Source organism: Glutamicibacter sp. (assembly GCF_032154645.1).
Lineage (GTDB): Bacteria > Actinomycetota > Actinomycetes > Actinomycetales > Micrococcaceae > Glutamicibacter.
In genome coordinates this window covers 108,136-134,568 of the sequence record NZ_JALDXV010000007.1, presented here as the reverse complement: position 1 = coordinate 134,568, position 26,433 = coordinate 108,136, and the positions used below count along the sequence as shown (strand labels likewise).

The window sequence follows — 26,433 nt, the reverse complement described above, 5'->3', positions numbered from 1 at the left end:
CTAGACTGAAACTACGCGAGGGTTTGTCCTGTAGCAATGAGCAGACGGCCGGCGCCTACACCGCGTTCATGCGAGCGACATTGTCGCGAACGATGGCCCTATAGTCGCCTTCCGATGCTTCGAACGCACGCCGCTGTAACTGGTATTCGGCGCCGCGCTCAATCAAGCGAATGATGCCCTGAAGCTCATCGGCACAGCCAAGCTGCTCTGCGATTGGGGTCAGTCGCTTGACCTCGCTGCGAAGATGGTCCGTCACCAGCATTTCATCGCCCTGGGCGTTCAAGATGATGATGGCGTCCAGACCGTAGCGGGCGGCCCGCCACTTGTTCTCAACGCGGTACCAGTCAGGCATGACTGGAATCTTGTTGCCGGCCTCAAGGGTCAGGGACATGTCGTGGACCAAGCACTGGGTCAGTGCGGTCACCGAGCTGATGTCTTCGAGCGAACTCATGCCGTCGCAGATGCGCATTTCAACTGTTCCCAGGCGAGCCACCGGGCGGACGTCCCAGCGGATTTCGGAGACGTCGTCGATCACACCGGTGTAGAGCATGTCTGCCACGTAGGACTCGTACTGCGACCAGGTGTCGAAGTGGAATGGAATGCCCGCGGTCGGGAGCTGCTGAAACATCAGTGAGCGCTGCGAAGCATAGCCGGTATCTTCGGCACCCCAGTAGGGGCTGGATGCGCTCAACGCCTGGAAATGCGGCTGGTAGTTGATCAGGCCATCGGTGATAGGCAGGGCCTTTTCACGATCATCCAAACCAACATGGACGTGCACACCGTAGATCACCATCTGACGGCCCCACCACTGGGTGCGGTCGATCAGGTTCGCGTAGCGTTCCTTGTCGGTCACCGGCTGGGAGGTCGGTGCGGCAAATGGATGTGAACCGGCACAATACAGGTCGACACCCAAGGGAGTGGTGACCTCGCTGAGCATGCGTACATTGGCGCGAAGCTCGTCGGCCGCACTGGACACAGTCTTGTGAACACCGGTGACAATTTCTACGGTATTCATCAGCAACTCGGGCTTGATGGTGGGGTGTTCCTCATGATGAGGAATGCCCGCGTCGTCCTTTAGCTTGCCCAATACCTGCTCGGCGATGGAGCACAGATCAGCGGTGTCCTGATCGACTAACGCGATTTCCCATTCGACACCAATAGTGGACTGGGGCGAGTCGGCGAATTCGATCTTCTGCACGGGACTCCTCTTGCTGCGTGGTCGATCCAGATACGAACCTGAACCGCGGTGAACGATGATCGGCTCAACCCGTAGAGCTACGAAGAATCGCCTTAACCATTGTATTTGGTGGTACGAGTTTCCCACTTCGACGGTACAAAGTCAGTCGAAGCCGCGTCATATGACGTGCGGTATTAGTGCGGTTCAACCTCGAAGGCCAAGCGTTTGTCGCCAATGCGCGCAAGGATCAAGGTTGCCTTGTTCTTTGCGCTCTTCGGCACGCCTGCAAGAAGGATGCGTCGCAGTTCTTCAGGGGTAACATCGACACCGCGCTTCTTGATGTCCAAGGTGCCGATGCCGTTGGACTTGACCCAACTGCGCAGCTTCTTCACGTTGTAATCGTGAACTGCGATGACCTTGAATCCCTTGGCAAATGGCGTAGCCAGCTTTTCATCATGGGTGAAGTAGGCGATGTGCTCATCAAGCAGGTGGCCTCCGGTGGATTCCAACAGCGTTGAAATCAAGTGCGAGCGGATGACCGCTCCGTCAGGCTCATAGATATGCTCGCCAAGTTCCCCTACGGGCGCAGCAGCATCGGCATCCACAGCCAAGGGGCTGGTGAGCTCGTGTGCTCCATCCTTATCGATTACCAGCGCCGCCCGGGCGATGTCTTGACGCCTGAGTCTGCCGAACCAGAGGCACGCTTCAATGACTGAACCGTGGTCGGAGATCCATACGGCTTCGGCGGTTTCCGGGATCGCCTCATGCGGCATTCCTGGTCCAAGCTTCACTCCGACGTCGAGGCCCGAGTCAACGAGCTGCTCCACAAAAGAGAGGGGAGGGGAGAACGCTTCCGGGTCAAAGAGCCTGCGGGTGCTTCCCTTGACGTCGGTGCGCCGGGCCGGATCCAGCCAGACGCCGTCGATTCCCGCGAGGTCGGTGTCTTGGGCGCTGCCGTGGATCACCGTGGCGTTTTCAAATGGCATCAGATTCAGTGTTGTCGCCGCGGCGGTGGTTTCATCCATTTCTACCGCGGTCACCTGAAGGCCGGCGCTGGCCAAGGCGATGGAGTCGGTACCGATACCGCATCCGAGATCGGCAACATGGGTGCAACCGGCATTGGCGAAACGGCGAGCGTGCAAACCGGCAATGGTTAATCGGGTCGCCTGTTCCAGGCCCGCTGGGGTGAAGATGAGTGAATCTGCGAAAGGACCGAATTTCACTCGGGCTCGATAGCGAAGTTCTGCCTGAGCCATGACGGCCCGAACGACCTGTGCGTCGTGGCCTTCGCGTCGTAGCTTTTCATTTAATGACCACGCTGCATCCTTAGTTGCCACCATCGAAGGATCGATGGTGGACAGCAAACTCCAACCTTCTGCGGAAAGAAGGGCTGCGAATTGTTCATTGAGCGTTGAGTCATTAGAAGCCTGAGCCATAGTTCAAGCCTAGCGGTGATCATCACGTTGAGGCTTCTCCGGCCAGGTGCGGTGCGCCACGGGGCTTTGCCGCCACTGATGTGCGAACCGGAGGGATCCAATTTTTGTGCAGTGTCTATACAACTGCAACGTCCGAACTTTCGTTAGGAACATGAACAACGCGTCACAATCGCGTCACATTAGCGGCTTGAAGAATTTTCTTTCGTAAGCGATGGTGCGGATCGAAGCAAGATGTGAAGTACCCCTTGAGTATCTGCGCTTTCCGTGGCCGGAAAGTGTGCCTGTTTTTGGGCAAGGAATCCTGTTGCATATTTATCTGAGAGTTAGTGAAGCGTAATCCTTGTCACTTCTCGACTCCGTTCAGCGTTTTTACCCAAAGTTGGTGGCGTAGAGTGCTCTGCCGCTTTTCGGCAGGATCCGTGACTGCCAAAAAGTGAGGCGCAAAATCACGGAATCCATTCGACGCAAGTTGGGTGCAGCTCGTCGCGAAGGGGATGGATGTTGGTGTTTGATGTCACATGTGATGAATCAAAGCGAGAAGACCTTGGAGTCTTCGCAAGAGAAGTCAGGCGCCTCCACTGACGCGGCAAGCGTCGGTGCGGAAGCCTCGGAGCACAAGCTCAAGCGCGGACTGAGCAGCCGCCACCTGCAGATGATCGCCATTGGTGGATCAATCGGCACCGGGCTCTTCGTAGCCTCCGGCGGAACCATCGCCCAGGCGGGGCCCGGCGGAGCGCTCGTTGCCTACGCCGCGGTAGGTCTCATGGTTTACCTGCTGATGCAGTCCCTAGGCGAAATGACCGCCAAGATTCCGGTGGCCGGTTCTTTCCAGACCTTCGCTACGCGATTCGTTTCACCGTCCTTTGGCTTTGCTATCGGCTGGAACTACTGGTTCAACTGGGCCATCACCGTGGCCGCGGAGCTGGTAGCTGCAGGCATCGTCATGAGTTTCTGGCTTCCCGATGTTCCTGGATGGATTTGGGCCGGCGGATTCCTCGCGGTGTTGACGGGATTGAATGCGCTCTCGGCCAAAGCCTTCGGTGAGGGCGAGTTCTGGCTCGCGTTGATCAAGGTAGCCACCGTCGTAGCGTTCATCATTGCCGGCCTGCTGATGATCTTCGGAATCCTCGGTGACCACACCGACCCGTTGTCCAATTGGAAGGTGGGAGACGACGTCTTCCACGGCGGCTTCGTTTCGGTCATCTCGGTGTTCATGATTGCCGGCTTCTCATTCCAGGGAACCGAGCTCGTAGGCGTTGCCGCGGGCGAGGCCAAGGATCCACGCCGAGAAGTTCCCAAGGCCATCCGCTCGGTCTTCTGGCGCATCATGATTTTCTACATCGGCGCAATCTTCGTCATCGGTTGCCTGTTGCCATTCACCGACCCAAGCCTGCTGTCCAGTGGCGAAGCCGACGTAGCATCCTCGCCGTTTACCCTGGTCTTTGAACGTGCAGGCATTGCCTTCGCCGCCGCAGCAATGAACGCAGTCATCCTGACCGCGATCCTTTCCGCTGGCAACTCGGGACTCTATGCATCCACCCGCATGCTCTACTCGATGGCCCACGACGGCAAGGCTCCGAAGATCTTCGGTCGCGTCAATCGCCGCGGTGTTCCCATGGCTGCGCTGCTGGCCACCGCCGCCATCGGCCTGTTTGGATTCCTGACTGCGTTGATCGGACAGGGTTCGGCTTACGCCTGGCTGCTGAACGTCTCGGGCCTGTGCGGCTTCATCGTCTGGGTCGGCATCGCCGTTTCGCATTATCGGTTCCGCAAGGGCTACCTGGCGCAAGGTTATGACGTCAAGGATCTTCCCTACCGCGCGCCGTTCTTCCCGCTGGGGCCGATCGTTGCCTTCGTGATGTTGATTCTGGTGATTGCCGGGCAGAACTACGAGGCTGTGCTTGCGGGCAAGGGCCTAGAAGTTCTTTCCGCCTACATCGGTCTGCCGCTCTTCCTTGGGCTGTGGCTGGTGCACCGACTGGTCACCAAGTCGAAGGTGGTCAAGTTGACCGAGATGGACCTGTCAGCTCCGGACGACATTGAAGAGTCGGCCGCTGTACGCACCGCGCAGACCTGCACCGAGTTGAAGTCCAACGGCTAATTCCGGTGCCGTCGTGAAAAGTGTTCTCGTTGGGCAAGGAATCCTCCTTGCCCAACGGGGACACTTTTTCGCTTGTCCCGGCGTCTCATGCAGGTTTGTGGTGCGGCAGCGGTGCGCTCTGCGCGAACCAGCATGAAGAACACGCCGCACTATTAGCACTCGCCTTGACCGAGTGCTAAACGTCGACATAAAGTCATCCTTGGACGTTGATTGTTTACATGTATCAGTTCAAGTTGACAATCAGCTACCGCCTGACTGGACACCACCAACTGGCACCGCGACGACGGTTGGTCCAATGCCAGTAGGGCGCACCCCTACACCATTGGTTCATACACTGAAAAGGAGAGACCATGTCTGTCTCCATCAAGCCGCTCGAAGACCGCATTGTCATCAAGCAGGTCGAAGCCGTCACCACCACCGCCTCCGGTCTGGTCATTCCAGATTCGGCCAAGGAGAAGCCACAGGAAGGCACCGTTGTTGCAGTAGGCCCAGGCCGCGTAGACGACAATGGCAACCGCATTCCACTGGACGTAGCCGAGGGCGACGTAGTTCTGTACTCGAAGTACGGTGGAACCGAAGTTAAGGTCGGCAACGAGGAGTACCTGGTGCTCTCGGCTCGCGACGTTCTGGCAATCGTCGTCAAGTAACGCCTTCCTTTACAACTTTTCAGGAGTAAATGCATGGCTAAGCAGCTAGCATTCAACGAGGACGCACGCCGCGCCCTCGAAGCGGGCATCGATAAGCTCGCAAACACTGTGAAGGTCACCCTCGGCCCACGCGGCCGCAACGTGGTGCTCGCCAAGACCTGGGGCGCCCCGACCATCACCAACGACGGTGTCACCATCGCTCGTGACATCGATCTGGAAGATCCATACGAGAACCTCGGTGCGCAGCTGGCCAAGGAAGTTGCCACCAAGACCAACGACGTTGCAGGCGATGGCACTACTACCGCTACCGTCCTGGCTCAGGCACTGGTCAAGGAAGGCCTGAAGAACGTCGCCGCCGGCGCCGCTCCGGGTGATGTCCGCAAGGGCATCGAGCTGGCAACCGACATCGTCTCCGAGCGCCTGGCAGTCAACGCCGTGGCAGTGGAAGACAAGGTTGCCAACGTAGCCGCGATCTCTGCGCAGTCCGAGGAAATCGGCGACCTGCTGGCAGAGGCCTTCAAGACCGTTGGCACCGACGGTGTCATCACCATCGAAGAGTCCTCCACCACCGCCACCGAACTGGTCCTTACCGAGGGCATGCAGTTCGACAAGGGCTACCTTTCGCCGCAGTTCATCACCGACGCAGACCGCCAGGAAGTCGTCCTGGAAGATGCGCTCATCCTGATCAACCCAGGCAAGATCTCCACCGTGGCAGAATTCCTGCCGCTGCTGGAAAAGGTTCTGGAAGCCAAGAAGCCGCTGCTGATCATCGCCGAGGACGTCGAGGGCGAAGCCCTGTCCACCCTGGTGGTCAACAAGCTGCGCGGCCTGCTGAGCGTCGTTGCCGTCAAGGCACCGGGCTTCGGCGACCGTCGCAAGGCAATGATGCAGGATATCGCCATCCTCACCGGCGCACAGGTGGTTTCCCCTGAGCTGGGCTTGTCCCTGGACCAGGTCGGCACCGAGGTGCTCGGTTCTGCCCGCCGCGTGACCATCACCAAGGATTCGACCACCATCGTTGATGGCGCCGGAACCGAGGAAGATGTTCAGGATCGCGTATCCCAGTTGAAGGCCGAGCTGACCCGCACCGATTCGGAGTGGGACCGCGAGAAGCTCTCCGAGCGTCTGGCCAAGCTGGCCGGCGGCATCGGCGTCATCAAGGTCGGCGCTTCGACCGAGGTTGAGCTCAAGGAACGCAAGCACCGCATCGAGGACGCTGTGTCCTCCACCCGCGCTGCACTTGAAGAGGGCATCGTTGCCGGCGGCGGTACCGCACTGGTCGACGCCCTGGCAGCCCTGGACGAGGATGCTCGTGCAACCTCCGCCGAAGGCGACGTTGCAGCAGGTGTGGCGATCGTTCGCCGCGCACTGGTGCAGCCGCTGTTCTGGATTGCTAGCAACGCCGGTTTCGACGGTGCAGTAGTCGCTTCCAAGGTGGCAGAGTCCGGCGCCAACGAGGGCTTCAATGCCCGCACCGGTGTCTACGAGAACCTGCTGCACGCAGGTGTCATCGACCCGGTCAAGGTCACCCGTTCGGCGCTGCGCAACGCAGCTTCGATCGCTGCCCTGGTGCTGACCACCGAAACTCTGGTGGCTGACAAACCATCTGAGGAAGCGGAAGAGCACGCCCACGCGCACTAAGGTTTTTCAACCTCAGTAGCTGAAGCCGCTGCCGAATCAAGTCTCCACTTGATTCGGCAGCGGCTTCTTCTTTGTCCTCACGGTGCGTGGAAACAGATAGTTGAACGCATGGTGGCGAACAGCCCAGCGAAACGACAGACGCAGAATTATTGTGTCCTGCGGCACTCTAATCAGTGTCGTGGAATTAAGCCAGCTGTCGCAGAAAAGGAGATTCTGTAAGAACTTTGCCAACCTGCCGGACCTGGAACAAACAAGTCAGAGGGCTGTTGAAGGCACGCAACCTGAGAGAAGCCGTTGAAAAACTATCTATGCACATGGAAGAGAAATTCTCACTTGGTAGTATCGACGGATGTCTGGATTCAGCCTTGGAGCTGGAAGCTGACTGCAATGCCCCCAACGAAAGCACTACTTCGTGACGACTACGATCGCCCCACCCCAGCAAACCGAAAAGAAGTCCGGTTTTAGGAGCGACCTGCAGGGTTTGCGCGCCTTGGCGGTGTTGTTGGTGATGATCTATCACATTTGGTTCTCCCGGGTATCCGGGGGAGTAGACATCTTTCTGATGCTCTCGGCGTTCTTCCTCACCGCGTCCACCGCCAAGCGGATCTCGCGTGGTCAGCGGCCCAAGGTGCTCAGCGCCTGGGCGCATCGCTTCTCTCGTCTGGTGCCGCAGGCGGCGGTGGTGATCATGACCATCATTGCCGCCTCATGGATCTTCCTTCCATCCAACCGGTGGCCAGCGCTGATTGACCAGTCATTCGCCTCGCTGCTCTACCGGCAGAACTGGTATCTCGCGGCGAATCAGGTCAACTACTACAACTTCGACCATTCATCGGCCTCCCCGTTGCAGCACTTCTGGTCGCTGTCGGTGCAGGGGCAGATCTTTATCATCTGGCCCTTGATCTTGGCGTTCTGCGCGCTGGTGTGGAAGCTCTTCCTTTCGCGTATCAACTTTGCATGGGTTGCTGGTGCAGCCTTCACCCTGATCTTTGCCAGCTCGTTGTCCTATTCGATCAGCATCACCGCGAGCAACCAACAGGTGGCCTACTTCCACACCGGAGCGCGACTGTGGGAGTTCGCCCTCGGTTCCCTGGTGGCCTTGGCCATGCCATGGTTTGCCACGCTGCCCGAGAGGCTGCGCCGCATCGGCGGCTGGGCAGGGCTTGTCACGATCGTGACCTGCGGCGCCCTGTTGGACGTGCAGGGGCAATTCCCCGGATACATGGCGCTGGTCCCGACGCTCGGTGCGGCCCTGATCATTGCCGCACCGGCTCCACGCAGCTGGTCCAACCCATCCGGTGTCCTTTCGCTGCCGGTTCTGACCAAGCTCGGCGACCTGTCCTACGGCATGTACCTGTGGCATTGGCCGCTGCTCGTCTTCTTCCTGGCGCTCAGCGGCACCGAGCAGGCAGGCTTTTTCGCAGGAACCGTGCTCATCATCGTTTCGATCGCACTGGCTTGGTGCACCACCCACGGCGTGGAAAAGCCCTTGTCCAAATGGCAGTCAACACTGGACTTTGGCGGCATGGCGGTGGGGCGCCAAGCGCAGTTCGTGGCAGGAACACTCGTGCTGGTCATCGGCATCGGTGCTGCCAGCGTCCCTGCATTGGCCTGGGAGGGCAAGGTTGAACAGCGCCGAACCGTCGCCGCCACGCAGTCGGCCGATGAAAACCCCGGGGCCATGGCTCCCAAGGACTGGGATCCATCGCCCGCAGCGCTCACCCTTCCGTTGGCCACCGACCTGGACAGCGAGTGGCAGACCCCGGGCGAAAGCTGCGCGGGGGACAACGAGCCGAATGACGAACGAATCATCTTCTGTGCACAGGGCGGAGATTTCACGCCGGGAAAGCCGGTTTTGGTGATGCTCGGCGACTCGCATGTTCAGCATTGGTCCGATGCCGCCTCCAAGATGATGGAGGAGGCCAGAGGAAGCTGGATATTGGTCCACCACCCGGGATGCCGCTATGGCTCCACCGAGGCACGAGAAGTCCAGGAGTGTGCCGACTTCCAGGATGCGGCACGGGAGTACGTGAAGAGTCTTGCACCAACATGGGTCATGGCCACTGGAAGCATGACCACCGCCAGCTATGACGAGGACCTGCGCAGCCCCGGCGAGCAGGAGCACCTGGTGGACAACTTCGATGCTGCCATCCAGCCATTCCTGGACGCTGGAAGCAAGATCATCGCGGTCAGGGATACCCCGCGCTACGAATACTCCATTCCAGAGTGTGCAGATTCGAAGAAGCTCGCCGCCGGCCAGTGTGACAGGGAAGCTTCCGAACGGCTCAATGCGGTGAATCCGGTGGATACCTGGCTGCAGTCGAAGCACTACGGCGACAAGGTCGTTTCGCTGGATTTGACCGAGCTGCTCTGCCCGGACGGCACCTGTAAGGCGGTCATCGGCAATGTCCTGACCTATCTGGATGACTCCCACCTGTCCAAGACCTTCGTGGACAGCGCCGCCGGAGAATTTGAGACGGCATTCCGCAGGGCCACCGGCTTCAAGGACCACGGATCACAGGGCTGAACCGGCTCTATGACTGGGCGAGGGCATGAAGTTGGACACAGTGAGACAATCGGGAATCACGCGCGGGCCAAAAGAGTTCTAACATATAAGCAACCTCCGCTTTCGCACCGAAAGGTTCATACGTGACTGAGTTCAACCCCTTTGCCTTCGAAGGACTCACCTACGACGACGTGCTGCTGCTACCCGGTCCGACGGATGTGATCCCATCCGACGCCGACACCACCACGCGCTTTACCAAGCGCATCAACATTCACGTGCCAATCAGCTCCGCTGCTATGGATACCGTGACCGAGGCGCCGATGGCCATCGCCTTGGCCCGCCAGGGCGGCATCGGTGTCATCCACCGCAACCTGTCCATCGAGAACCAGGCCAAGCAGGTCGACCAGGTCAAGCGCAGCGAGTCGGGCATGATCTCCGACCCTGTCACCGTGAACCCCGGTGCAACCCTCGCCGACTGGGACGAGTTGTGCGCCCAGTACCGCGTCTCCGGCCTGCCGGTCGTTGACGAGAACCACAAGCTGGTCGGCATCATCACCAACCGCGACACCCGCTTTGTGCCGCGCGAGCAGTTCATGACCACCAAGGTGTACGAGGTCATGACCAGCACCCCGCTGATCACCGCGAAGGAAGGCGTTTCCCGCGAAGAGGTCATCGGTCTGCTGTCCAAGAACCGCATCGAGAAGCTGCCGCTGGTGGATAACGACGGCAAGCTCACCGGACTGATCACCGTCAAGGACTTCGACAAGGCAGAGCAGTACCCGCTGGCGACCAAGGACGACGAGGGCCGTCTGCGTGTAGCCGCCGCCGTCGGCTTCTTCGGCGAGGGCTACGAGCGCGCCATGACCCTGATCGACGCCGGTGTGGACGCACTGGTCGTGGACACCGCCAACGGCCACTCCAAGGGCGTGCTGGAAATGATCGCCCGCCTGAAGAAGGACCCTGCCGCAGCCCACGTGGACGTCATTGGCGGCCAGGCTGCCACCTATGACGGCGCCAAGGCACTGATCGACGCCGGAGCAGACGCCATCAAGGTCGGTGTGGGCCCGGGCTCCATCTGCACCACCCGCATCGTTGCCGGCGTGGGCGTTCCTCAGGTCACCGCCATCTACGAATCGGCCAAGGCGGCCATCCCCGCCGGCGTACCGCTGATCGCCGACGGCGGCCTGCAGCACTCGGGCGACATCGGCAAGGCACTGGTGGCCGGCGCCGACTCGGTTATGCTCGGCTCGCTGCTGGCGGGGACCGCCGAGTCCCCGGGCGACCTGGTGTTCATGAACGGCAAGCAGTTCAAGGCATACCGCGGCATGGGCTCGCTGGGCGCCATGGAAACCCGCGGCAAGAATACCTCCTACTCCAAGGACCGTTACTTCCAGTCGGACGTACCATCCAACGAGAAGCTGATCCCTGAAGGCATCGAAGGCCAGGTTCCATACCGCGGCCCGCTGTCCGCAGTGGTGCACCAGTTGGTGGGCGGCCTGCGCCAGACCATGTTCTACGTCGGCGGTCCGAACATTCCTGAACTCAAGGAGCGCGGCAAGTTCGTGCGCATCACCGCCGCAGGTCTGAAGGAATCGCACCCGCACGACATCATGATGACCGTTGAGGCCCCGAACTACCGTTCGCGCTAAACACGTCGAAATAAACCCCGCCACTGCCCGCCGACCAGGCGCGCGGCGGCGGGGTTTGTCGTACGCCCAGAGCCTGCCCAGATTTGGCGCTTACGCCCGGGTTCAATAGTTCCTGGCGGGCTTAACATGAGATGCACGACGCGAAGGCTGCCACTGTGGTTTCGCCCCGGAGCCACGCCCGGCGTCGGCTTGGGGGAGCGGATCATGAGCGATATCGACGACGCCGTTGCGCGTTACACCACCGGAAATCTGCGCGAGAGGGTGCACGCTGCCCTGCGCGACGCAGGACACGATCCGGCAAGGCTGAAACCAGACGACCTCAATGAGGGCGACCACTTCCACTTGGGTGGCAGGGATACCACCGACTGGATCGCCGGCATTCTGGGTATTGGTGAAGGCGTGCGAGTACTGGATGTCGGCAGCGGGCTGGGAGGCCCCGCCCGTCGTTTCGCGGTGTTGGGCGCTCGGGTCACGGGGGTGGATGTCACCAAGGAGTTCACAGATCTTGCCACGGAATTGAACCAGGCTTGCGGGCTTGAAGGCTCGATCGAGATGTTGAACCGGCCCGGACAGCAAACTGGACTGGAAGGATCGAGCTTCGACGTCGCGGTGCTGATGCACGTGGGGATGAGCATCGCAGATAAGACGTCGCTGTTTGCCGAAATCTTCCGGCTGCTGCGCCCCGGGGGGCGTCCTGGGAGTCTATGAACCAATGGGCACAAATGAGCTGAGCTACCCGGTACCTCGGGCGGACGTCCCCGCGGCTTCGCATGTGGAGCCGCGTGAAGACTATCGTGAACACCTGGAAGCTGTTGGCTTTGACGTGAAGGAAACGATTGACCGCACCCAAGAAGCCTTGAGCTATGCAGACTCGGTCTTGCCCCACGCCGGCATTGCGCTGAGCGCACCCCTGGTCATGGGCGAGAACCCAGCGCTGAGCATGAAGCATGTGATCGACGCCGTTCGGGCGGAACTTCTCTACCCGACCCTGCTGGTGGCTCGGAAGCCATCACAGCCTTAAGCGGCCAATAGCTTGGAGCGCAAGGTTGCGACGTCGACGTGCTCCCGGTTGAGGATGCGTCCGACGGCATCGAAGCGTCCGTCGAGCGCACCCAAGACCACATCGACGTCGTCCATGCGGCGATGTCCGCGCACCTTGCTGTAGGCAGTGCCGCGCTTCAGACAGGATTTAACCGAGGCTCCCCAGCGCGGGCGGCTGGGATGTTCGGCGCGTATTCGGGGTGCGTCGGTGATGGAGATTCCAGCGGCAGCCAAGCTTTGAATCCGCTCGCGTTCCAGGGCCTGCTGCCACCAGGAGAAGTCAAGTCCAGCCGCGGCTAGGATCTTCGTGGCGGTCAGTTGTTCCTGCGCTAGGACCGTGAGCAGCAGGTGCTCGGATTCAACGCTGCGGGCCCGGTCTTCTCTTGCGGTGTCGATGCTGCCCTCCACGATTGGTTTGAGCTGATCCGGTGTCTTCTGGTTAGCCATTTCTCCTCCTCAGGGGGATGTCTGCCTGCGCAACCCGGTGCAGGTGCTTCTTATGTACCGCTTGCCGGGTCACCGCCAGCGCCTCGGCAATCTGTGTCCAACTCCATCCCTGAGCCAGGGCGCGCTCCACTGCCGAATCTTCGAGCCGGTCTGCCAGCTCGCGCAGCCTGGGCACTGCCGCCAGCTCATCCGCTACGCCGCCCAGCGGCGGGATCTGAACACTCTCCATGCTGTCAACTTTAGTTGCTTAATCGCACATGTCAACCAAAGTTGCTAAACAGTGTTGAGCTGCCTGCGGGCCATGAGCCGGGCGATCGCCGCAAAAGTCAAGGCTCCGATCAGAGATCCCAGGGAGTTGGCCAGGACATCCCACGCCGAAGGGAATCGCGCAGGAAGGAACAGGAACTGGCAGAACTCAATCATCGCGGAGACGCAGAACCCCAGCAGGAGGCTCAGCCACACCTTGCGGCTGGCCCACATGGCAAGGAATCCGAAGGGGAGGAAGAAAATGATGTTCGAGCCGAACTCGATGGCCGAATAGCTGAACCATTTCGGAACGCCGAGGGAATGGAGGGTGGCGATGAAGGAGCTCAACCACGGGCCAGCACCCTTGTCCACGGGGGTCGGCCAGAAGGCTATGAGCGCCATCGCAACGATGTACGTTGCTATAGCTGCGGATATCCAACGCGTCCCCACACGATTCATTGCTCAAGCCCCCACCTGTGGCGTCGCCCGCCAAACAATCCGATGATGTCGCCAGTCTATCGGCCGTCTACTGATCATGTACGCTGAACGGCGCTGCTGCCCAGGTATTTAATCCCACGCCGGTTGCCGCCGTGAACCGCCAGCCGGCCACGTAGAATTACCTGATGGCGATGCGAGGTGCGCAAGGCAGAGTGAATCCGCCGATTCGCCGGTGATGGAAAGGTTATTGATCCCAGTGGTTCAGCCGAAGAACTTGAAGAAGCTCACCCGCGAACGCATGGAACGCACCGGTGAAAGCTACACCACCGCCCGTAAGAACATCATGACCAACAAGCCCGAGAGCCCCAAAGCAGCCCGGGCGGCCGCCGCACGCAACTACGGCAAGGAAGCTGCGCAAAAGGCGAAGGCTCCCGCTCCCGCTGCCGCGGCCGCGCCGAAGCAGGCGCCAAAGCAAGAAGAGCTTCCCGAATACCCGGCACCCGAAAATGTGATGCAGTACGACGCGGCGCTGTGGCACCGGGTCTTCACCCAGGCGGGCGTCGTCAACCCGGTCACCGGACAGCCGTTCACCGAGGCGATGCTCGCGGGACTGGCGGGCGGCATCGGGTTCATGCAGCATAGCTTCGTTGACCAGGACGAGGTATCGGTCGCCCTGATTACCCGCGCCCACCCGGAGCCCTACACGCAGAACCTGCTCACCCGCAGCGGCGCCAAGCTGCTGGAGCGCACCACCAGCTCGCCGATCCGCGCCGCCGAGTACCTTGATGCGGGTCTGGATGCCGGCCGGGCAGTGGTCGTACGCGTTGCAGTCAACGCCCTGCCGTGGATCGACGCGGATCAGGTGGATGAGGCGGACACCATCGACCTGGCGGTCGTCGGCGACTACGAGGACGACCTGCTGGTGGACGACGGCTCCGGCTCGCTGAATGCGATCAGCCCGGAAGACCTGAGCGCCGCACGTGCCAAGCGCAAGAAGGAAAAGTTCTGGCAGGCCTGGGTGGTCTCCCGCCGCTCGCCGAAGTCCGAAGCGCTGGCAGCAAACGTACTGGATGCAATTTCGGAAACCACAGCACGCCTGCTGGGCACCAGTCAAATGCGCGGCATCCCGGCCCACTTCGCCAAGAACTTCGGCGTCGCCGGCATGCGCACCTTCGCCGCTCGGCTGCGCGATAGTGAAGGCAAGACCGGCTGGGCGCAGCTCTTCGCCGAGGATGCCCAGCGCGAGCAGGCACTTGAGCAGCTTGCAGGGTTCCTTGCCGACACCCGCTTCGGAGGCATCGGCGGCCTGCGCGGACAGTACGCAGACTTCCTCGACGAGGCGGCGGAGCTTCCGGGGCTGGAGGCGCTGGGGGAGCACGCCGCCAGCTACGCGGCACTGGCAGCGTTGTGGATTGACTTCTCCCAGCTGCTCTTCGCGGAACTGGAACCTGCCGACCTGTTCAACGCCCTGGCCGGCGCGTTGGAGCAGATTGCCGATGCCGAAGAGCACAGCGCCGCGGCGCTCGCCGAGACGGTGGCCGCGCTGCGCGCCTAGGACTGTGTCGCAGCCGACGCGTGATCGACTCGTTTTCGAGTCACGGAGAACTGGAAAGCCTGTCACTCTTGATAACCTAGAGTCGTGAGTAATGAGATTGAGATCGGCCGCGGTAAGCGGGCCACTAAGGCATATTCCCTGGACGACGTAGCGATCGTACCGAATCGCCGCACCCGTGACCCGAAGGACGTGTCGGTCTCATGGCAGATCGATGCCTTCCAGTTCGACACCCCAATCCTGGGTGCACCGATGGACTCGGTGACTTCCCCTGAAACCGCCATCGCCCTGGGCGAGCTGGGCGGTCTGGGCGTGCTGAACCTCGAGGGCCTATGGACCCGCTACGAGGATCCAACCTCGGTGCTGGCGGAAATCGCCGGCCTGAAGAGCGAATCCAGCACCCGCAACGATCCGAAGATCACCGCAAAGCTACAGGAGCTGTACTCGGCTGAAATCCAGCCCGAATTGATCACCTCCCGCCTGGCGCAGATCCGTGAATCCGGCGTCGTCGTCGCCGGCTCGCTGACGCCACAGCGCACCCAGCAGTTCTACAAAACCGTGGTTGACGCAGGCGTTGACATCTTCGTCATCCGCGGCACTACCGTTTCCGCCGAGCACGTCTCCAAGAGTGTTGAACCGCTGAACCTCAAGCAGTTCATCTACGAACTCGACGTCCCCGTCATCGTCGGCGGCGCCGCAGGCTACACCCCTGCAATGCACCTGATGCGCACCGGCGCCGCAGGCGTGCTGGTGGGCTTCGGCGGCGGAGCTTCCTCCACCACCCGCCGCACCCTGGGCATCCACGCGCCAATGGCCACCGCCATCGCCGACGTGGCAGCAGCCCGCCGCGACTACATCGAAGAATCCGGCGGCCGCTATGTCCACGTGATCGCCGACGGCGGCATGGGCAACTCCGGCGACATCGTCAAGGCCATCGCCATGGGGGCCGACGCGGTCATGCTCGGCACGGCGCTGGCACGCGCCGAAGAAGCGCCGGGGTCGGGCTACCACTGGGGCATGGAAGCGGTTCACGAGGCAAGCCCACGCGGCGACCGCGCCTTCGTCGGCACCGTCGGACCGCTAGAGCGAGTTCTCAACGGACCATCGCATGAAACCGATGGCACCTCCAACCTGGTTGGCGCGCTGCGTCGCTCCATGGCGACCACCGGCTACTCCACGCTGAAGGAATTCCAGCGTGTGGACGTCGTCATGTCACCTTACGAGTCCGACCGCTACTAAATCCTCAGTTGGTCACCGCGCCTGAAGCGCAGCCCGTCACCCGCATTACGCTGGTGGCGGGCTGTTGCATTTTCCATGAATTCGCCCCTACGCCAAGGACTTATATTCGTAGATAAGTTCTATACTTTGGTATCTTGTGGGAGTAAAATGGATATATGTCCGATTGGTATGAAGTTTCGAATGAATACTTCGAAGACCATGACTGGGAGTTGGGGTCCTTCGAGCATCCGCCGTGCCTAGACCCATGGGATGCCCGGGCAATGAACGATGCGCTGAGTTCAGAGGAATCCTCGGATCAGATCGAGGCAATGCAATATGCACAGCGGCAGATCGCTTTCTGGAGCTCCATTCAGGCTCGCTTGACCGCACGGATTGACGCACTATCCGGTTGCACTATTAACAATCATCCGATCCTTCGTGAACGGGGAACTGCCAACCTCATTGGTATGGCCCGGCATGAAAGTCAGTACGGCTTAATTACCTATGTGCGCAGGATGCGAAACCTCATTCCGGACATGCCCTATCTCTTTCATCGTTTTGAAAATGGCGATCTTGGGCTCAAGCACGTCATGTGTATTCTGGCTCCGTTCGATGACAGTAAGCCGGCAGCGCGCATCGAATTTGACGAGTATTACCGCGAGCATCCGGATCTCTTCGAAAATGCTGGGGCTGTGGCCGCAGGCCAAACCGTACAGAAGTACTACGACGAGAAGTTCGATGTAAAGCGCAGCGCTGAAGTTAAATCTGCCGCGGACCGGCGTTTTATGAGACTTACCAAGGGCAAAGATTGCTTCAAAGTCAATGGGTCACTGCCTGTAGAAGTGGGCGTGGCGCTGCAGGAACTGATCAATAAAGCTGCGCACGCGCAGCACCGTGCGGGCGATGAGCGGACGATGGACCAGTTGCGAGCTGACATCTTTGCTGCTGTGGCAGCTCGCCAGCCAGTGAATGAACCGCTCGGCGTTAATCTGCACATCAACATGGTGGTTACAGACAGGACATTATTCTTCCGAGGTAGTGAACCCGTAGTGGTTCAGGGCTATGGCAGCGTTCCCGCTGATTATGTACGCGCAATGCTGGCCGAAATGCAGGATGATCAAGAACCTGTCAGGAAAACGCGCGGCGGCGGTGCGCCAGGAGGCATCATTATCGCGCGACTCAATGAATCGGATGCCGAGCAGAGGGCTGAAAATTCGAGCGACCTGAAGCCGCAGGGGACAGGTGTGCCCACTTTCGACGCAGAACACGATTTGGGCAACGATGATTTGGAAACTGGAACCTGCGAGAGTCATTCCATCGAAGCAGCGGCGCCTGAACCAACAATTTCTCAGAGCATGCGAGCACGAATGAATGCCATGCCGACGCTTCGCCGGGTCTACACGGACCCGACAGGGCAGGAGCTTGTAGCCATGGATTCGAAGTCACGGTTATTCTCGGGGCAGCTGCGTCGGTTGATCCAGATGCGCGACCCATATTGCAGGACGCCCTATTGTTCCAATGATCCTAAGCACATCGATCATGTCAAGCAGGCTGCGCGAGGTGGGGAAACCAGTTTTGACAACAGTGGAAACCGCTGTCCAATTTGCAACCTCGCCAAGGAATCGCCCGGCTGGAGCGAAGAAGTCACGAACTCGACTCCTCATGAGATCACCATTCGGCCGACGTCAAAAATTTCGTTTAGGTCGGTTCCGCCGCCGCTGGTAGGGCTGGCAAGGTTGAAGAGAATTCTCAATGGTGAAGACAAAGCACTGAATCCTATTCCGGAGAAGGTGCCTCAGAGATATGAACTAGCGTCGGATGAAGAACAGGATTTTGACTTCTCCGACGACGAATACTGGGAACATGACATGCAGGCTAGCAACCGGCTATCCGAGCGAATCATGGCTGGCGAGTTCGATGCATTGCTGTCACTGATGGATTGATATCAGCTGACAGTGATTTTCCAGTCACGGGTGCAAGCTCACGTTATCCTCGTTTCGAATTCTACGATGAATAGAAGTACGGTTAAAGGGTGCTGAAAACTGCCTTCAAACCAAAATGGCTCCTTGCGTTGCTTGCCGCGTTGCTTTTGGCGACCGGCTTCGTCGCGCTGTCTGGATGGCAGTTTGGTTCTTCTGAAACTGAACCACCGGTAAAAGCGGAGACCACAGAGAAGGCAGTGCCCCTAGTAGGGCACCATGAAGTCGGCACCGAACTACTGGGGAACAAGGCCGATCAGATCGTGACGATGAACGGAAAGTTCGTCAAAGGCACCGATGAACTGATTGCTCCGCGTATCGAAGACGGTAAGAAGGGCGTCTGGGTAGTCTCCGAGTTCAAAGTGGACGGCGCACCCGATGACGCGACGATTGCTGTAGTTCGCGGCTGGCAGCCGGAGGCGAATACCCCGAGTCCCGTACCAGACGGCGAACTTAAAATCACCGGCCGCCTGATGCCTACCGAAGGCCCCGAGAACGAGCACGATCTGCGCAGTCCAACTTTGGAGACCCTGTCTTCGGCGCAGCTGGCAAATATCTGGGACAGCATCATGTATTCAGGATTCGTCGTCGCCCATGACACGCAAACCGCGGATGGCGCCGATGTGCAAGAGCCGGGCATCACCGAGATCTTCATCGGTCCACAGCCACAGGAAGCACAAGTAAACTGGCTCAATGTCTTCTACGGCATCGAATGGGTAGTGTTCGCCGGGTTCGCGCTGTTCCTCTGGTACCGCATGGTTCGCGACGACTACCAGCGCGATATGGAGCAGATCGCCGAGCAGGCGGCAGCCCAGGCCAAGAAAAATGCGGAAACGCAGACGGACGACGAGCAGGCCTAAACCGCCGAGTACACCAGAACTCACCAGAAACTACGCACTGACCGCCACGGAAGGATCACGTGACAATGTCCAGCACCACCCCAGCCTCCAGCCCGCGCAAGTTTGGAGGCACCCCGGCGCAGATCCGTTCGGCGGCTGCGTTCTACAAGGTCTTCGCCTACATCACCGGTGTCATGCTGTTGCTGTTGTGCCTTGAAATGGTCTTCAAGTACTTCTGGCAACTGGAGCTGTTCATCGGCGGCAGCCTGGTGGACGGCACCAGCAACACCATCGGTATGTACAACCGCGCCGAAATAGCCGGTGGCTTCAACGCCTCCCTGGGCATCTTGATCGCCCACGGCTGGCTGTATGTTGTCTACCTGTTCGCCGACTTCCGCCTCTGGTCCCTGATGCGCTGGCCTTTCGCCCGCTTCATCACCATCGCATTGGGCGGCGTAGTTCCGTTCCTGTCCTTCTTCACCGAGAAGCGCGTGCATGCGGAGGTAGTGCGAGAACTGGAAGCACATCCCAAGGCAGCCAAGCGCTACTAGTATCTCGAATTACTGTTGATCGCGGGCCGCACTCCTCATAAGGGAGTGCGGCCCGCGATCATTTGCGCTAACTGTGACGAATTTGGTGTACCACTTATCTCAAACTGTGCTGTTTCACACCCTGTGAACCACGTAGACTAGATGGGTGACTACTGCTTCCCAAATTCCAGAACATAAGCCGGTTCTGGTCGTCGACTACGGGGCCCAATACGCGCAGCTCATCGCCCGCCGCGTTCGTGAAGCCCGAGTGTACTCGGAGATCGTTCCGCACACCCTGTCCACCGAAGCCATCTTGGCCAAGAACCCTGCAGCGATCATCCTCTCCGGTGGTCCCTCCAGCGTTTACGCCGATGGCGCCCCATCTGTCGGGGCAGACCTGTTCGACGCCGGCGTGCCGGTCTTGGGCATCTGCTACGGCTTCCAGGCTATGGCCAACGCCCTGGGCGGCACCGTAGCTGAAACCGGTCTGCGCGAGTACGGCCGCACCGCCTCGGAATTCAACGGCGAAGCCCGTTCGATCCTTGCCGGCGCCACCGTTCCTCCGACCGTATGGATGAGCCACGGCGACTCCGTCTCCAAGGCCCCTGAAGGATTCGATGTGCTGGCTACCACCGCTGGCGCACCGGTTGCAGCCTTCGCCAACGAGGAAAAGCACCTCTACGGCGTGCAGTGGCACCCAGAGGTCAAGCACTGCGAATTCGGCCAGGACGTACTGGAAAACTTCCTGTACAACGGTGCAGGTCTGAAGGCAGACTGGACCGCGGACAACATTGTCGAAGAACAGGTTGAAATCATCCGCGCCCAGGTCGGCACCGGCAAGGCCATCTGCGGCCTGTCCGGCGGCGTTGACTCTGCTGTGGCAGCTGCCTTGGTGCAGAAGGCCATCGGCGACCAGCTGACTTGTGTGTTCGTGAACCACGGCCTGCTGCGCGAAGGTGAAGCAGAGCAGGTGGAGAAGGACTTCGTCGCTTCCACCGGCGCCAAGCTGTACATCGCCGACGAGCGCGAGCGCTTTTTGACAGCTCTGGACGGCGTGACCGATCCAGAGACCAAGCGCAAGATCATCGGCCGCGAATTCATCCGCGCCTTCGAGGCAGCAGAGGCAGCGATCGTTGCCGAGGCTGCTTCCGAGGGCGAGCCGGTGAAGTTCCTGGTTCAGGGCACCCTGTACCCGGACATCGTCGAGTCCGGCGGCGGCGAAGGTACCTCCAACATCAAGAGCCACCACAACGTGGGCGGCCTGCCGGAGGACCTGCAGTTCGAGCTCGTTGAACCACTGCGTGCACTGTTCAAGGACGAGGTCCGTGCAGTGGGCCGCGAACTGGGCCTGCCAGAGGAAATCGTCAACCGCCAGCCGTTCCCGGGCCCGGGCCTGGGTATCCGCATCATCGGCTCGGTCAATGAGGAGCGCCTGTCGATCCTGCGCAAGGCCGACGCGATTGCCCGCGCCGAGCTGACCGCAGCCGGTCTGGACAACGAAGTATGGCAGATGCCGGTAGTGCTGCTCGCCGACGTCCGCTCCGTGGGCGTCCAGGGCGATCACCGCACCTACGGCCACCCGATCGTGCTGCGTCCGGTATCCTCCGAGGATGCCATGACCGCCGACTGGTCGCACCTGCCCTACGATCTGCTCTCGCGCATCTCCAACCGCATCACCAATGAGGTGGACGGCGTGAACCGCGTGGTACTGGACGTGACCAGTAAGCCACCTGCAACCATTGAATGGGAGTAACCCGCTAGGGTTCATCCACAACGAAGCGAAATCCGCACCTGTGCGGGTTTCGCTTCGTGCGTTTAAGCGCAAAACGTGTTTCGCGCCCGGCAGATTCGCCACCCGTGCACTACGTTAGAAAGAGGTGCGTGCGCAGGTGCGCGGCACCGTTGTAGGTGCGGGTAAGTGAAGGGAATTACTGTCGTGACCAGTTCTCAGAATGCTGCTGCCGATCGCGTGGCCCTCTGGGTGAAATCCCTGGGACAAAGTGCCGGGGCCGACACTACTTTGCGCTTTGCGCCGTCGACGTCGAACAGCATCGACATCACCCATTCAAATCCCTCCGGCTTGGCCCAGTTCCTGGCAGGTCGCCGCACGCGCCTGTCCACACTGCTGCATGACGCCGAACAGTACGCCACGGCGCGCCGCACCGCCCGCGCGCTGTCATCGAAAATTTCCGAGCTGTGGGATGAACGAGGCATCGACGTCGGCTACCTGGCCGCCGGTGTCGCCAACTGGCGCGCGGTGCACGAGGGCAAGAGCGAGCCGGTCTCCGCCCCGATCATGCTCGGGCGCATCACCCTGACCAAGCACCTGGACACCGACGACTACGACCTGCAGCTGGTGGGCCGGGCCGAGGTGTCGCCCGCCTTCGTCCGCCAGTTCGAGGCTGACCACCAGGCAAGGGTCGACGTGGCCGCAGTGGACGCCGCTGCCTACTCCATCGCCCGCTTCGATCCGGTGCGCGGCATGGATGCCCTGCGCCACCAGATGGCAGAGGTCCCCGGCGTCGTGGTGGGCCACCGCCTGCTGCTGTCCACCTTCTCCGACCTGATGGACCCTGCGGACCCGAAGAAGCTGACCGGTTCGCACCCGGTGATCGAGGCGCTGATCGCGCACGACGCCAACGAAAAGCTGGCAGCCCGCGCCGCCAAGGTCGCCGAAGCCACCAAGGGATCCACCGCGCTGGCAAACCTGGTCGCCTCCAAGAACGCCAAGCCGGTGAGCACGCTCGAGTCCAACGCCGCGGAAGAAGCCGGCGAAGAATCGGCTTCCCGTCTCTCCCGCGTGAAGAGCCTGCTGGGGCGCAAGCCCGAGGACACCAAGACCCGCAAGGTGCACACCGGCACCTCCACGCTGGCCACCAACTCCGATGAACGCGACCCGGAATCCGAGCTGTACCTGCTGGATGCCGATGAGTCGCAGTCGCGGATGCTTGAATACATTGCCGCCGGTGAATCGGTGGCAATCAACGCCGCCCCGGGCACCGGTGCCACTCAGACCGCGCTGAACGCCGCCGCGGCGCTGGCCGCACAGGGCAAGCGCGTGCTGGTCATCGCCGAACAGCGCAGCGCCGCGGAGGAATTCGTCGCCCGCTTTAACGACCAGTTGGATGCGGCAAGCCTGCTGCTGGAACCCAATGAGGATCCGGATGCGGTGCGCAAGCAGCTGACCCGTGCGATCCTGCGCAACGAGCGGGCAGCCGAGCCGCAGCTCGGGAGCCTGTTCAAGCGCCTGCGCGAATCCCGCCATGCGCTGAGCGAGCACGTGAAGTCGCTGCATTCGGTGCGCAGCCGCTGGGGCTGCTCGCCGTACCAGTCCATGCAGGAACTGGCACGCCTTTCGGCGCTGAACCCGGCGCCGAGCACCACAGTACGGCTGAAGCGTTCGGTGCTTGACTCGATGGGGCAGCGCGGCCATGTGGCGGCGCAGCTCAAGCGCGCCGCCCAGCTCGGAGCCTTTTCCAAGGCGCACACTACCAGCCCCTGGCATGGTGCGCCGCTGCGCAACCAGGAAGCCACCGCGCAGGCGTTGAACCTCGCCAGCGGTCTGGGCCGCGACCTGCCGATCCTGCATGAGCACATGCTCAAGATCGCCGAGCAGTCCCAGATCCGTCTGGAGGACAGCTACGACAAGTGGGGCGACCAGCTGCAGCTGCTCGTAGCGGTGCGCGGTTCGCTGGACAAGTTCGAGGCCGACATCTTCGAAGGCGACATCGACGATTTGATCGCCGCCACCGCCACAAGCGCCTGGCGCCGCGAACACGGTGTGGAAATGGGTTCGCTGGTGCGTTCGCGCCTGCGCAAGATCGCCAAGGAATACGTGCGCCCCGGCATGCACGTGCCCGACCTGCAGGCTGCCCTGCATGCGGTAGCCCTGCAGCGCGATGCCTGGCGCGCCCACGCCACCTCCCAGCGCAACCCCCAGGTTCCCGGCGGCCTGTTGGATGTTGAAGCCGGCTACCACGACGCGGGCGCCCGCATCGACAAGCTGGCCTCCATGCTGCCGGTGCGCACCGGATCGCAGCTGCGCGAGATGCCGATCGCCCAACTGCTGGATCTGATCGCGGAACTCGTCGACCACAAGGAAGACCTGACAGAGCTGCCCGAGCGCACGCTGATCGCCGAACAGCTGGCCGAGGCTGGGCTGGGCGATCTGCTGGCAGACTTCGCCGAGCGGGAGATCGACACCGACGCGGTGGATGCCGAGCTGGAGCTGTCCTGGTGGCAGTCGGTGCTCGACGCGATGATTTCCGGGGACGACTTCCTGGCGATGAACGACGGCGCGCGGCTCGAAAAGATCGAGGCCGACTACCGGCTGGCCGACGGCGCGCACATCGCCGCGGGCCCGGGGCGGATCCGCTGGCAACTGGCCAAGAATTGGAAGGCTGCGCTGAACGACCATCGTGCGGCCTCTAAGGCGCTGCGCGACATGCTCAAGGAGGGCTCGGTCTCGATCGCCGACGTGCTCTCGCTGGGGGAGAAGCTGGTCAATTCGCTAACCCCCGTGTTCGTCTCCGCCCCGCTGCTGCTGGGCACGGCGCTGCCCGACGACACCGAGTTCGACGCGGTGATCCTGCTTGAAGCGAACTACCTGACCCTGCGCGAGGTCCTCGACGCGGTGCGCCGTTCCCGCCAGGTCATCGCGATCGGCGATGAAATGCTCGGCGGCCCAAGGCCCTTCGAGGTGTCGGTGGACCCCACCGCACGCCTGGGACAGCGCGACGCGGACCGTTCGGCCCTAGCGGCCCTGAACAAGGTCCTGGTTTCCGGCCGCCTGTCCACCGTGTACCGGGGGATCGACGAAGGCCTGGTGCAGCAGCTGTCCGACGACTACTACGAGGGGGCGATCTCGCGCCTGCCGCAGGCCATCGCCACCGCAGCGCACAGCGACCAGCTGACCGCCGCCTACGTTCCGGACGCCACCGGCACCCTGTCGAGCAGCGAGGAAGGCGTACAGACCACCGCCGCAGAAGTGGCGCGCATCGTCGACCTGGTCTTCGAGCACTTCGCAACCCGCCCCGGAGAGTCGCTGGCGGTCATCGCCACGAACCGCAGCCACGCCGCGGCCATTGCCGAGGCCATCCGGGTGCAGCTGCCGAACCACAAGTACGCCATGGAGCACCTGCGCTCCAAGCGCGAGCCGTTCGTTGTCACCACCGTGAACCGGCTGATCGGCCTGCGCCGCGACGCGGTGATCTTCGCCTGGGGCTACGGACGTACCCCGCACGGCAAGACCCTGCACGAATTCGGCGACCTGTCGGCAAAGCACGGCGAGCAGCTGTTCGTTTCAGCGGTGACCCGCTCGCGCACCCGACTGACCCTGGTCTCCAGCCTGCAGCCGGCAGAACTGGAAACCTCGCGCCTGCACCACGGGGCCAAGGCTTTCTTCGACCTGTTCACCCGTGTTCAGGCGGGAGACTCGGGGATGCCTTCGCTGAACCATCCGCGCTTCGACGCACTGGTCTCCGACCTGGCCCGCCGCCTGCGCGAACGCGGCGCCATCGTCTCCGAAGACTACCGCGGCGTGCTGGATCTTGCGGCCCACGCATTCGACGTGGACGGCAAGGACATCCGCCCGCTGGCGGTGGTCTACGACGGCACCGAGCACTACGCGGAGCTGACGGTGCGTGAACGCAGCCGGCTGCGCCCGGACTTCTTTGAGAACCACGGCTGGCGCTACGTTCCGCTGTGGACCATCGACGTGTTCACCGATCCGGGGACCGTGACCGAGCGTCTGGCCCGCTACCTTCAGCTGAAGCCTGCACGCCCCGCAGCCCAGGAGCCAGCAGCACGCGCCGCGGTGGCTCCCGCCCCGCCGGTACCCGCCAGCAAGGTCGCAAGTGAGCCGGCCGCGGCGAAGCCGGAGGAAGAGGCAAAGGTGGAAACCCCCAAGCCCGTCGCCGCGGTAGAAAGCACGGCCAAGGGTGGCACAGCCAAATAACGCCGATGGCCCGCGCAAGCGCACCAAGCGCCCGCGGGTCATCGCGCCGCCGCAGCACCTATCCAACCCGGTGGCACTGACCGGCAGCTACACCCCGGTGCAGCACTCGAAGTCGGTAGATGAGGCTTTGGCCAAGTCGCAGCACCCCAAGGCCCCGCCCGAAGATCCGCTGGCGGGCCTGCGGGCCAAGGACGAGGACCCGCACGGCTGGGGCGATGGAACCGAAGATCTGATTGAGGCCATGAAGCGCGAGAAGCCCCCGCACTGGGGGTAGTGCCTAGTTCACCAGCACGGCGGAGACCTTGCCGCGGGTGATCGCGCCCGCCAAGTCATCGGACAGCGTGGAGGCGGCCGCTACCACGATGATTCCCTCGCCCGGGCTAGCGCCGGCGCCGAGCATGCCGAATTCGCTGCTTTCCGCGGCAGGCACCCATAGCACCGCCACCGACTTTGCAATGGTTTCCGAGCGGATTTCATTCTCAAATCCGTCGCCCGTGGTCAAGACGATGTCCACCAACTGCCCCGGGTGGATCAGTGCGACGGTTGCGGCGTCGGAAAGCCTGATGGGGACGGCCACGGTGCCCTGCGGCGAGCCGGTGAGCAGCTGCGGGCCGACCAGCAGGAAGTCGCGCAGGGCGGTGCCCGCGGGGACCGCGATGGCAAGCCGCTGGCCTATCAGATCCTGCGCATTGGTGATCAGCTGCCGGTCGTTGGCATCGGCGGGAATCTGCTGCAGCTGCACATCACCGGAGGTCAACACGGCCCCCGCGGGAAGATCGCCGACCGCCACCACCACACTGCGCTGACCCAGCTGCCCCGAAGCCAGAAGATTCAGGGCGGCCGCCGCTGCCAACAGCAGGCAGGCGATGCCGGCAGGCCGCCGGTAGCGGCGTAGCAGCTCGCTGCGGGTGCGCGCCGGACGCAGCTTGGGGCGCGGGATTTTCGGGGCTCGGGATTTGGCGGTGCGGCTCATGAGCCAAGTACAACGCGTCCAGCGCGGGCGGAGCTTAATGGGCGGCGAGCTGTGGAA

Annotated in this window: 21 protein-coding genes; 15 read left to right on the top strand and 6 right to left on the bottom strand. The window is 61.6% G+C overall.

Annotated features, from left to right (window positions below; translation table 11 throughout):
- Window positions 1-55: 55 nt before the first annotated feature.
- The gene (locus RUH64_RS08365) at window positions 56-1,198 is read right to left on the bottom strand and encodes a glutamate--cysteine ligase (protein ID WP_313812775.1); all 1,143 of its coding nucleotides are present in this window, start codon (window positions 1,196-1,198) and stop codon (window positions 56-58) included.
- 173 nt (window positions 1,199-1,371) lie between these two features.
- A complete protein-coding gene (locus RUH64_RS08360; RefSeq protein ID WP_313812774.1) occupies window positions 1,372-2,613 on the bottom strand; it encodes a THUMP-like domain-containing protein in 1,242 nt (413 codons plus the stop codon).
- A 511-nt stretch (window positions 2,614-3,124) separates the two neighbouring features.
- Here RUH64_RS08360 and RUH64_RS08355 point away from each other — a divergent pair.
- The 7 genes from RUH64_RS08355 to RUH64_RS08325 all read left to right on the top strand — a co-directional run bounded on the left by RUH64_RS08355 (window position 3,125) and on the right by RUH64_RS08325 (window position 12,178).
- Window positions 3,125-4,714 (top strand): amino acid permease, encoded by a 1,590-nt coding sequence (locus tag RUH64_RS08355; protein ID WP_313812773.1) that lies wholly within the window; start codon window positions 3,125-3,127, stop codon window positions 4,712-4,714.
- A 350-nt stretch (window positions 4,715-5,064) separates the two neighbouring features.
- Entirely contained in the window at window positions 5,065-5,361 is a 297-nt protein-coding gene (gene groES, locus RUH64_RS08350) for a co-chaperone GroES (RefSeq protein WP_313812772.1), read from the top strand.
- Window positions 5,362-5,394: 33 nt separating this feature from the next.
- Complete coding sequence (gene groL / locus RUH64_RS08345) at window positions 5,395-7,002, top strand: chaperonin GroEL (RefSeq protein ID WP_313812771.1); 1,608 nt, start codon at window positions 5,395-5,397, stop codon at window positions 7,000-7,002.
- Window positions 7,003-7,414: 412 nt separating this feature from the next.
- Window positions 7,415-9,529, top strand: a complete 2,115-nt coding sequence (locus RUH64_RS08340) for an acyltransferase family protein (RefSeq protein WP_313812770.1) — start codon at window positions 7,415-7,417, stop codon at window positions 9,527-9,529.
- A gap of 122 nt (window positions 9,530-9,651) precedes the next feature.
- Window positions 9,652-11,157 carry an IMP dehydrogenase gene (gene guaB / locus RUH64_RS08335; protein WP_313812769.1) on the top strand — a complete coding sequence of 502 codons (1,506 nt, stop codon included), beginning with the start codon at window positions 9,652-9,654 and terminating at the stop codon, window positions 11,155-11,157.
- Window positions 11,158-11,361: 204 nt separating this feature from the next.
- Window positions 11,362-11,865, top strand: coding sequence for a class I SAM-dependent methyltransferase (locus RUH64_RS08330; RefSeq protein ID WP_313812768.1), 504 nt, complete (start codon window positions 11,362-11,364; stop codon window positions 11,863-11,865).
- Between the two features lie 4 nt (window positions 11,866-11,869).
- Window positions 11,870-12,178 carry a hypothetical protein gene (locus RUH64_RS08325; RefSeq protein WP_313812767.1) on the top strand — a complete coding sequence of 103 codons (309 nt, stop codon included), beginning with the start codon at window positions 11,870-11,872 and terminating at the stop codon, window positions 12,176-12,178.
- Here RUH64_RS08325 and RUH64_RS08320 read toward each other — a convergent pair.
- From RUH64_RS08320 to RUH64_RS08310, 3 genes are read right to left on the bottom strand one after another with little or no spacing between them, the layout of a single operon-like run.
- Window positions 12,175-12,645 carry a Clp protease N-terminal domain-containing protein gene (locus tag RUH64_RS08320; RefSeq protein ID WP_313812766.1) on the bottom strand — a complete coding sequence of 157 codons (471 nt, stop codon included), beginning with the start codon at window positions 12,643-12,645 and terminating at the stop codon, window positions 12,175-12,177. The two genes, RUH64_RS08325 and RUH64_RS08320, sit on opposite strands and share 4 nt — an antisense overlap.
- Window positions 12,638-12,874, bottom strand: coding sequence for a hypothetical protein (locus RUH64_RS08315; protein ID WP_313812765.1), 237 nt, complete (start codon window positions 12,872-12,874; stop codon window positions 12,638-12,640). The genes RUH64_RS08320 and RUH64_RS08315 overlap by 8 nt, the downstream gene beginning before the upstream one ends.
- Before the next feature lie 44 nt (window positions 12,875-12,918).
- Window positions 12,919-13,350, bottom strand: coding sequence for a VanZ family protein (locus RUH64_RS08310; RefSeq protein ID WP_313812764.1), 432 nt, complete (start codon window positions 13,348-13,350; stop codon window positions 12,919-12,921).
- Between the two features lie 235 nt (window positions 13,351-13,585).
- On the opposite strand from RUH64_RS08310, the gene RUH64_RS08305 reads away from it, so the two are divergent.
- From RUH64_RS08305 to RUH64_RS08270, 8 genes are all read left to right on the top strand, one after another.
- Window positions 13,586-14,884 carry a DUF4872 domain-containing protein gene (locus RUH64_RS08305; protein ID WP_313812802.1) on the top strand — a complete coding sequence of 433 codons (1,299 nt, stop codon included), beginning with the start codon at window positions 13,586-13,588 and terminating at the stop codon, window positions 14,882-14,884.
- 84 nt (window positions 14,885-14,968) lie between these two features.
- Window positions 14,969-16,120 (top strand): GuaB3 family IMP dehydrogenase-related protein, encoded by a 1,152-nt coding sequence (locus RUH64_RS08300; protein ID WP_313812763.1) that lies wholly within the window; start codon window positions 14,969-14,971, stop codon window positions 16,118-16,120.
- Window positions 16,121-16,275: 155 nt separating this feature from the next.
- Window positions 16,276-18,042: an HNH endonuclease gene (locus RUH64_RS08295; protein WP_313812762.1), complete on the top strand. Its 1,767-nt coding sequence runs from the start codon at window positions 16,276-16,278 to the stop codon at window positions 18,040-18,042.
- An 89-nt stretch (window positions 18,043-18,131) separates the two neighbouring features.
- Entirely contained in the window at window positions 18,132-18,938 is an 807-nt protein-coding gene (locus RUH64_RS08290; protein ID WP_313812761.1) for an SURF1 family cytochrome oxidase biogenesis protein, read from the top strand.
- A gap of 65 nt (window positions 18,939-19,003) precedes the next feature.
- The gene (locus RUH64_RS08285) at window positions 19,004-19,468 is read left to right on the top strand and encodes a DUF3817 domain-containing protein (protein WP_313812760.1); all 465 of its coding nucleotides are present in this window, start codon (window positions 19,004-19,006) and stop codon (window positions 19,466-19,468) included.
- 145 nt (window positions 19,469-19,613) lie between these two features.
- Window positions 19,614-21,200: a glutamine-hydrolyzing GMP synthase gene (gene guaA / locus RUH64_RS08280; protein WP_313812759.1), complete on the top strand. Its 1,587-nt coding sequence runs from the start codon at window positions 19,614-19,616 to the stop codon at window positions 21,198-21,200.
- Window positions 21,201-21,383: 183 nt separating this feature from the next.
- Window positions 21,384-25,403, top strand: coding sequence for a DNA helicase (locus tag RUH64_RS08275; protein WP_313812758.1), 4,020 nt, complete (start codon window positions 21,384-21,386; stop codon window positions 25,401-25,403).
- Window positions 25,387-25,677 carry a hypothetical protein gene (locus RUH64_RS08270; protein WP_313812757.1) on the top strand — a complete coding sequence of 97 codons (291 nt, stop codon included), beginning with the start codon at window positions 25,387-25,389 and terminating at the stop codon, window positions 25,675-25,677. The genes RUH64_RS08275 and RUH64_RS08270 overlap by 17 nt, the downstream gene beginning before the upstream one ends.
- A gap of 3 nt (window positions 25,678-25,680) precedes the next feature.
- Here RUH64_RS08270 and RUH64_RS08265 read toward each other — a convergent pair whose 3' ends face one another.
- Window positions 25,681-26,376 (bottom strand): RcpC/CpaB family pilus assembly protein, encoded by a 696-nt coding sequence (locus RUH64_RS08265; RefSeq protein ID WP_313812756.1) that lies wholly within the window; start codon window positions 26,374-26,376, stop codon window positions 25,681-25,683.
- Window positions 26,377-26,433 lie beyond the last annotated feature (57 nt).

Excerpts from the sequence above, each read along its gene's own strand:
- RUH64_RS08360 (WP_313812774.1), bottom strand. The coding sequence starts at position 2,613 with ATGGCTCAGGCTTCTAATGACTCAACGCTCAATGAACAATTCGCAGCC.
- RUH64_RS08355 (WP_313812773.1), top strand. The coding sequence starts at position 3,125 with ATGTCACATGTGATGAATCAAAGCGAGAAGACCTTGGAGTCTTCGCAA.
- groES (WP_313812772.1), top strand. The coding sequence starts at position 5,065 with ATGTCTGTCTCCATCAAGCCGCTCGAAGACCGCATTGTCATCAAGCAG.
- groL (WP_313812771.1), top strand. The coding sequence starts at position 5,395 with ATGGCTAAGCAGCTAGCATTCAACGAGGACGCACGCCGCGCCCTCGAA.
- RUH64_RS08330 (WP_313812768.1), top strand. The coding sequence starts at position 11,362 with ATGAGCGATATCGACGACGCCGTTGCGCGTTACACCACCGGAAATCTG.
- RUH64_RS08325 (WP_313812767.1), top strand. The coding sequence starts at position 11,870 with ATGGGCACAAATGAGCTGAGCTACCCGGTACCTCGGGCGGACGTCCCC.
- RUH64_RS08320 (WP_313812766.1), bottom strand. The coding sequence starts at position 12,645 with ATGGCTAACCAGAAGACACCGGATCAGCTCAAACCAATCGTGGAGGGC.
- RUH64_RS08315 (WP_313812765.1), bottom strand. The coding sequence starts at position 12,874 with ATGGAGAGTGTTCAGATCCCGCCGCTGGGCGGCGTAGCGGATGAGCTG.
- RUH64_RS08310 (WP_313812764.1), bottom strand. The coding sequence starts at position 13,350 with ATGAATCGTGTGGGGACGCGTTGGATATCCGCAGCTATAGCAACGTAC.
- RUH64_RS08295 (WP_313812762.1), top strand. The coding sequence starts at position 16,276 with ATGTCCGATTGGTATGAAGTTTCGAATGAATACTTCGAAGACCATGAC.
- RUH64_RS08285 (WP_313812760.1), top strand. The coding sequence starts at position 19,004 with ATGTCCAGCACCACCCCAGCCTCCAGCCCGCGCAAGTTTGGAGGCACC.
- RUH64_RS08265 (WP_313812756.1), bottom strand. The coding sequence starts at position 26,376 with ATGAGCCGCACCGCCAAATCCCGAGCCCCGAAAATCCCGCGCCCCAAG.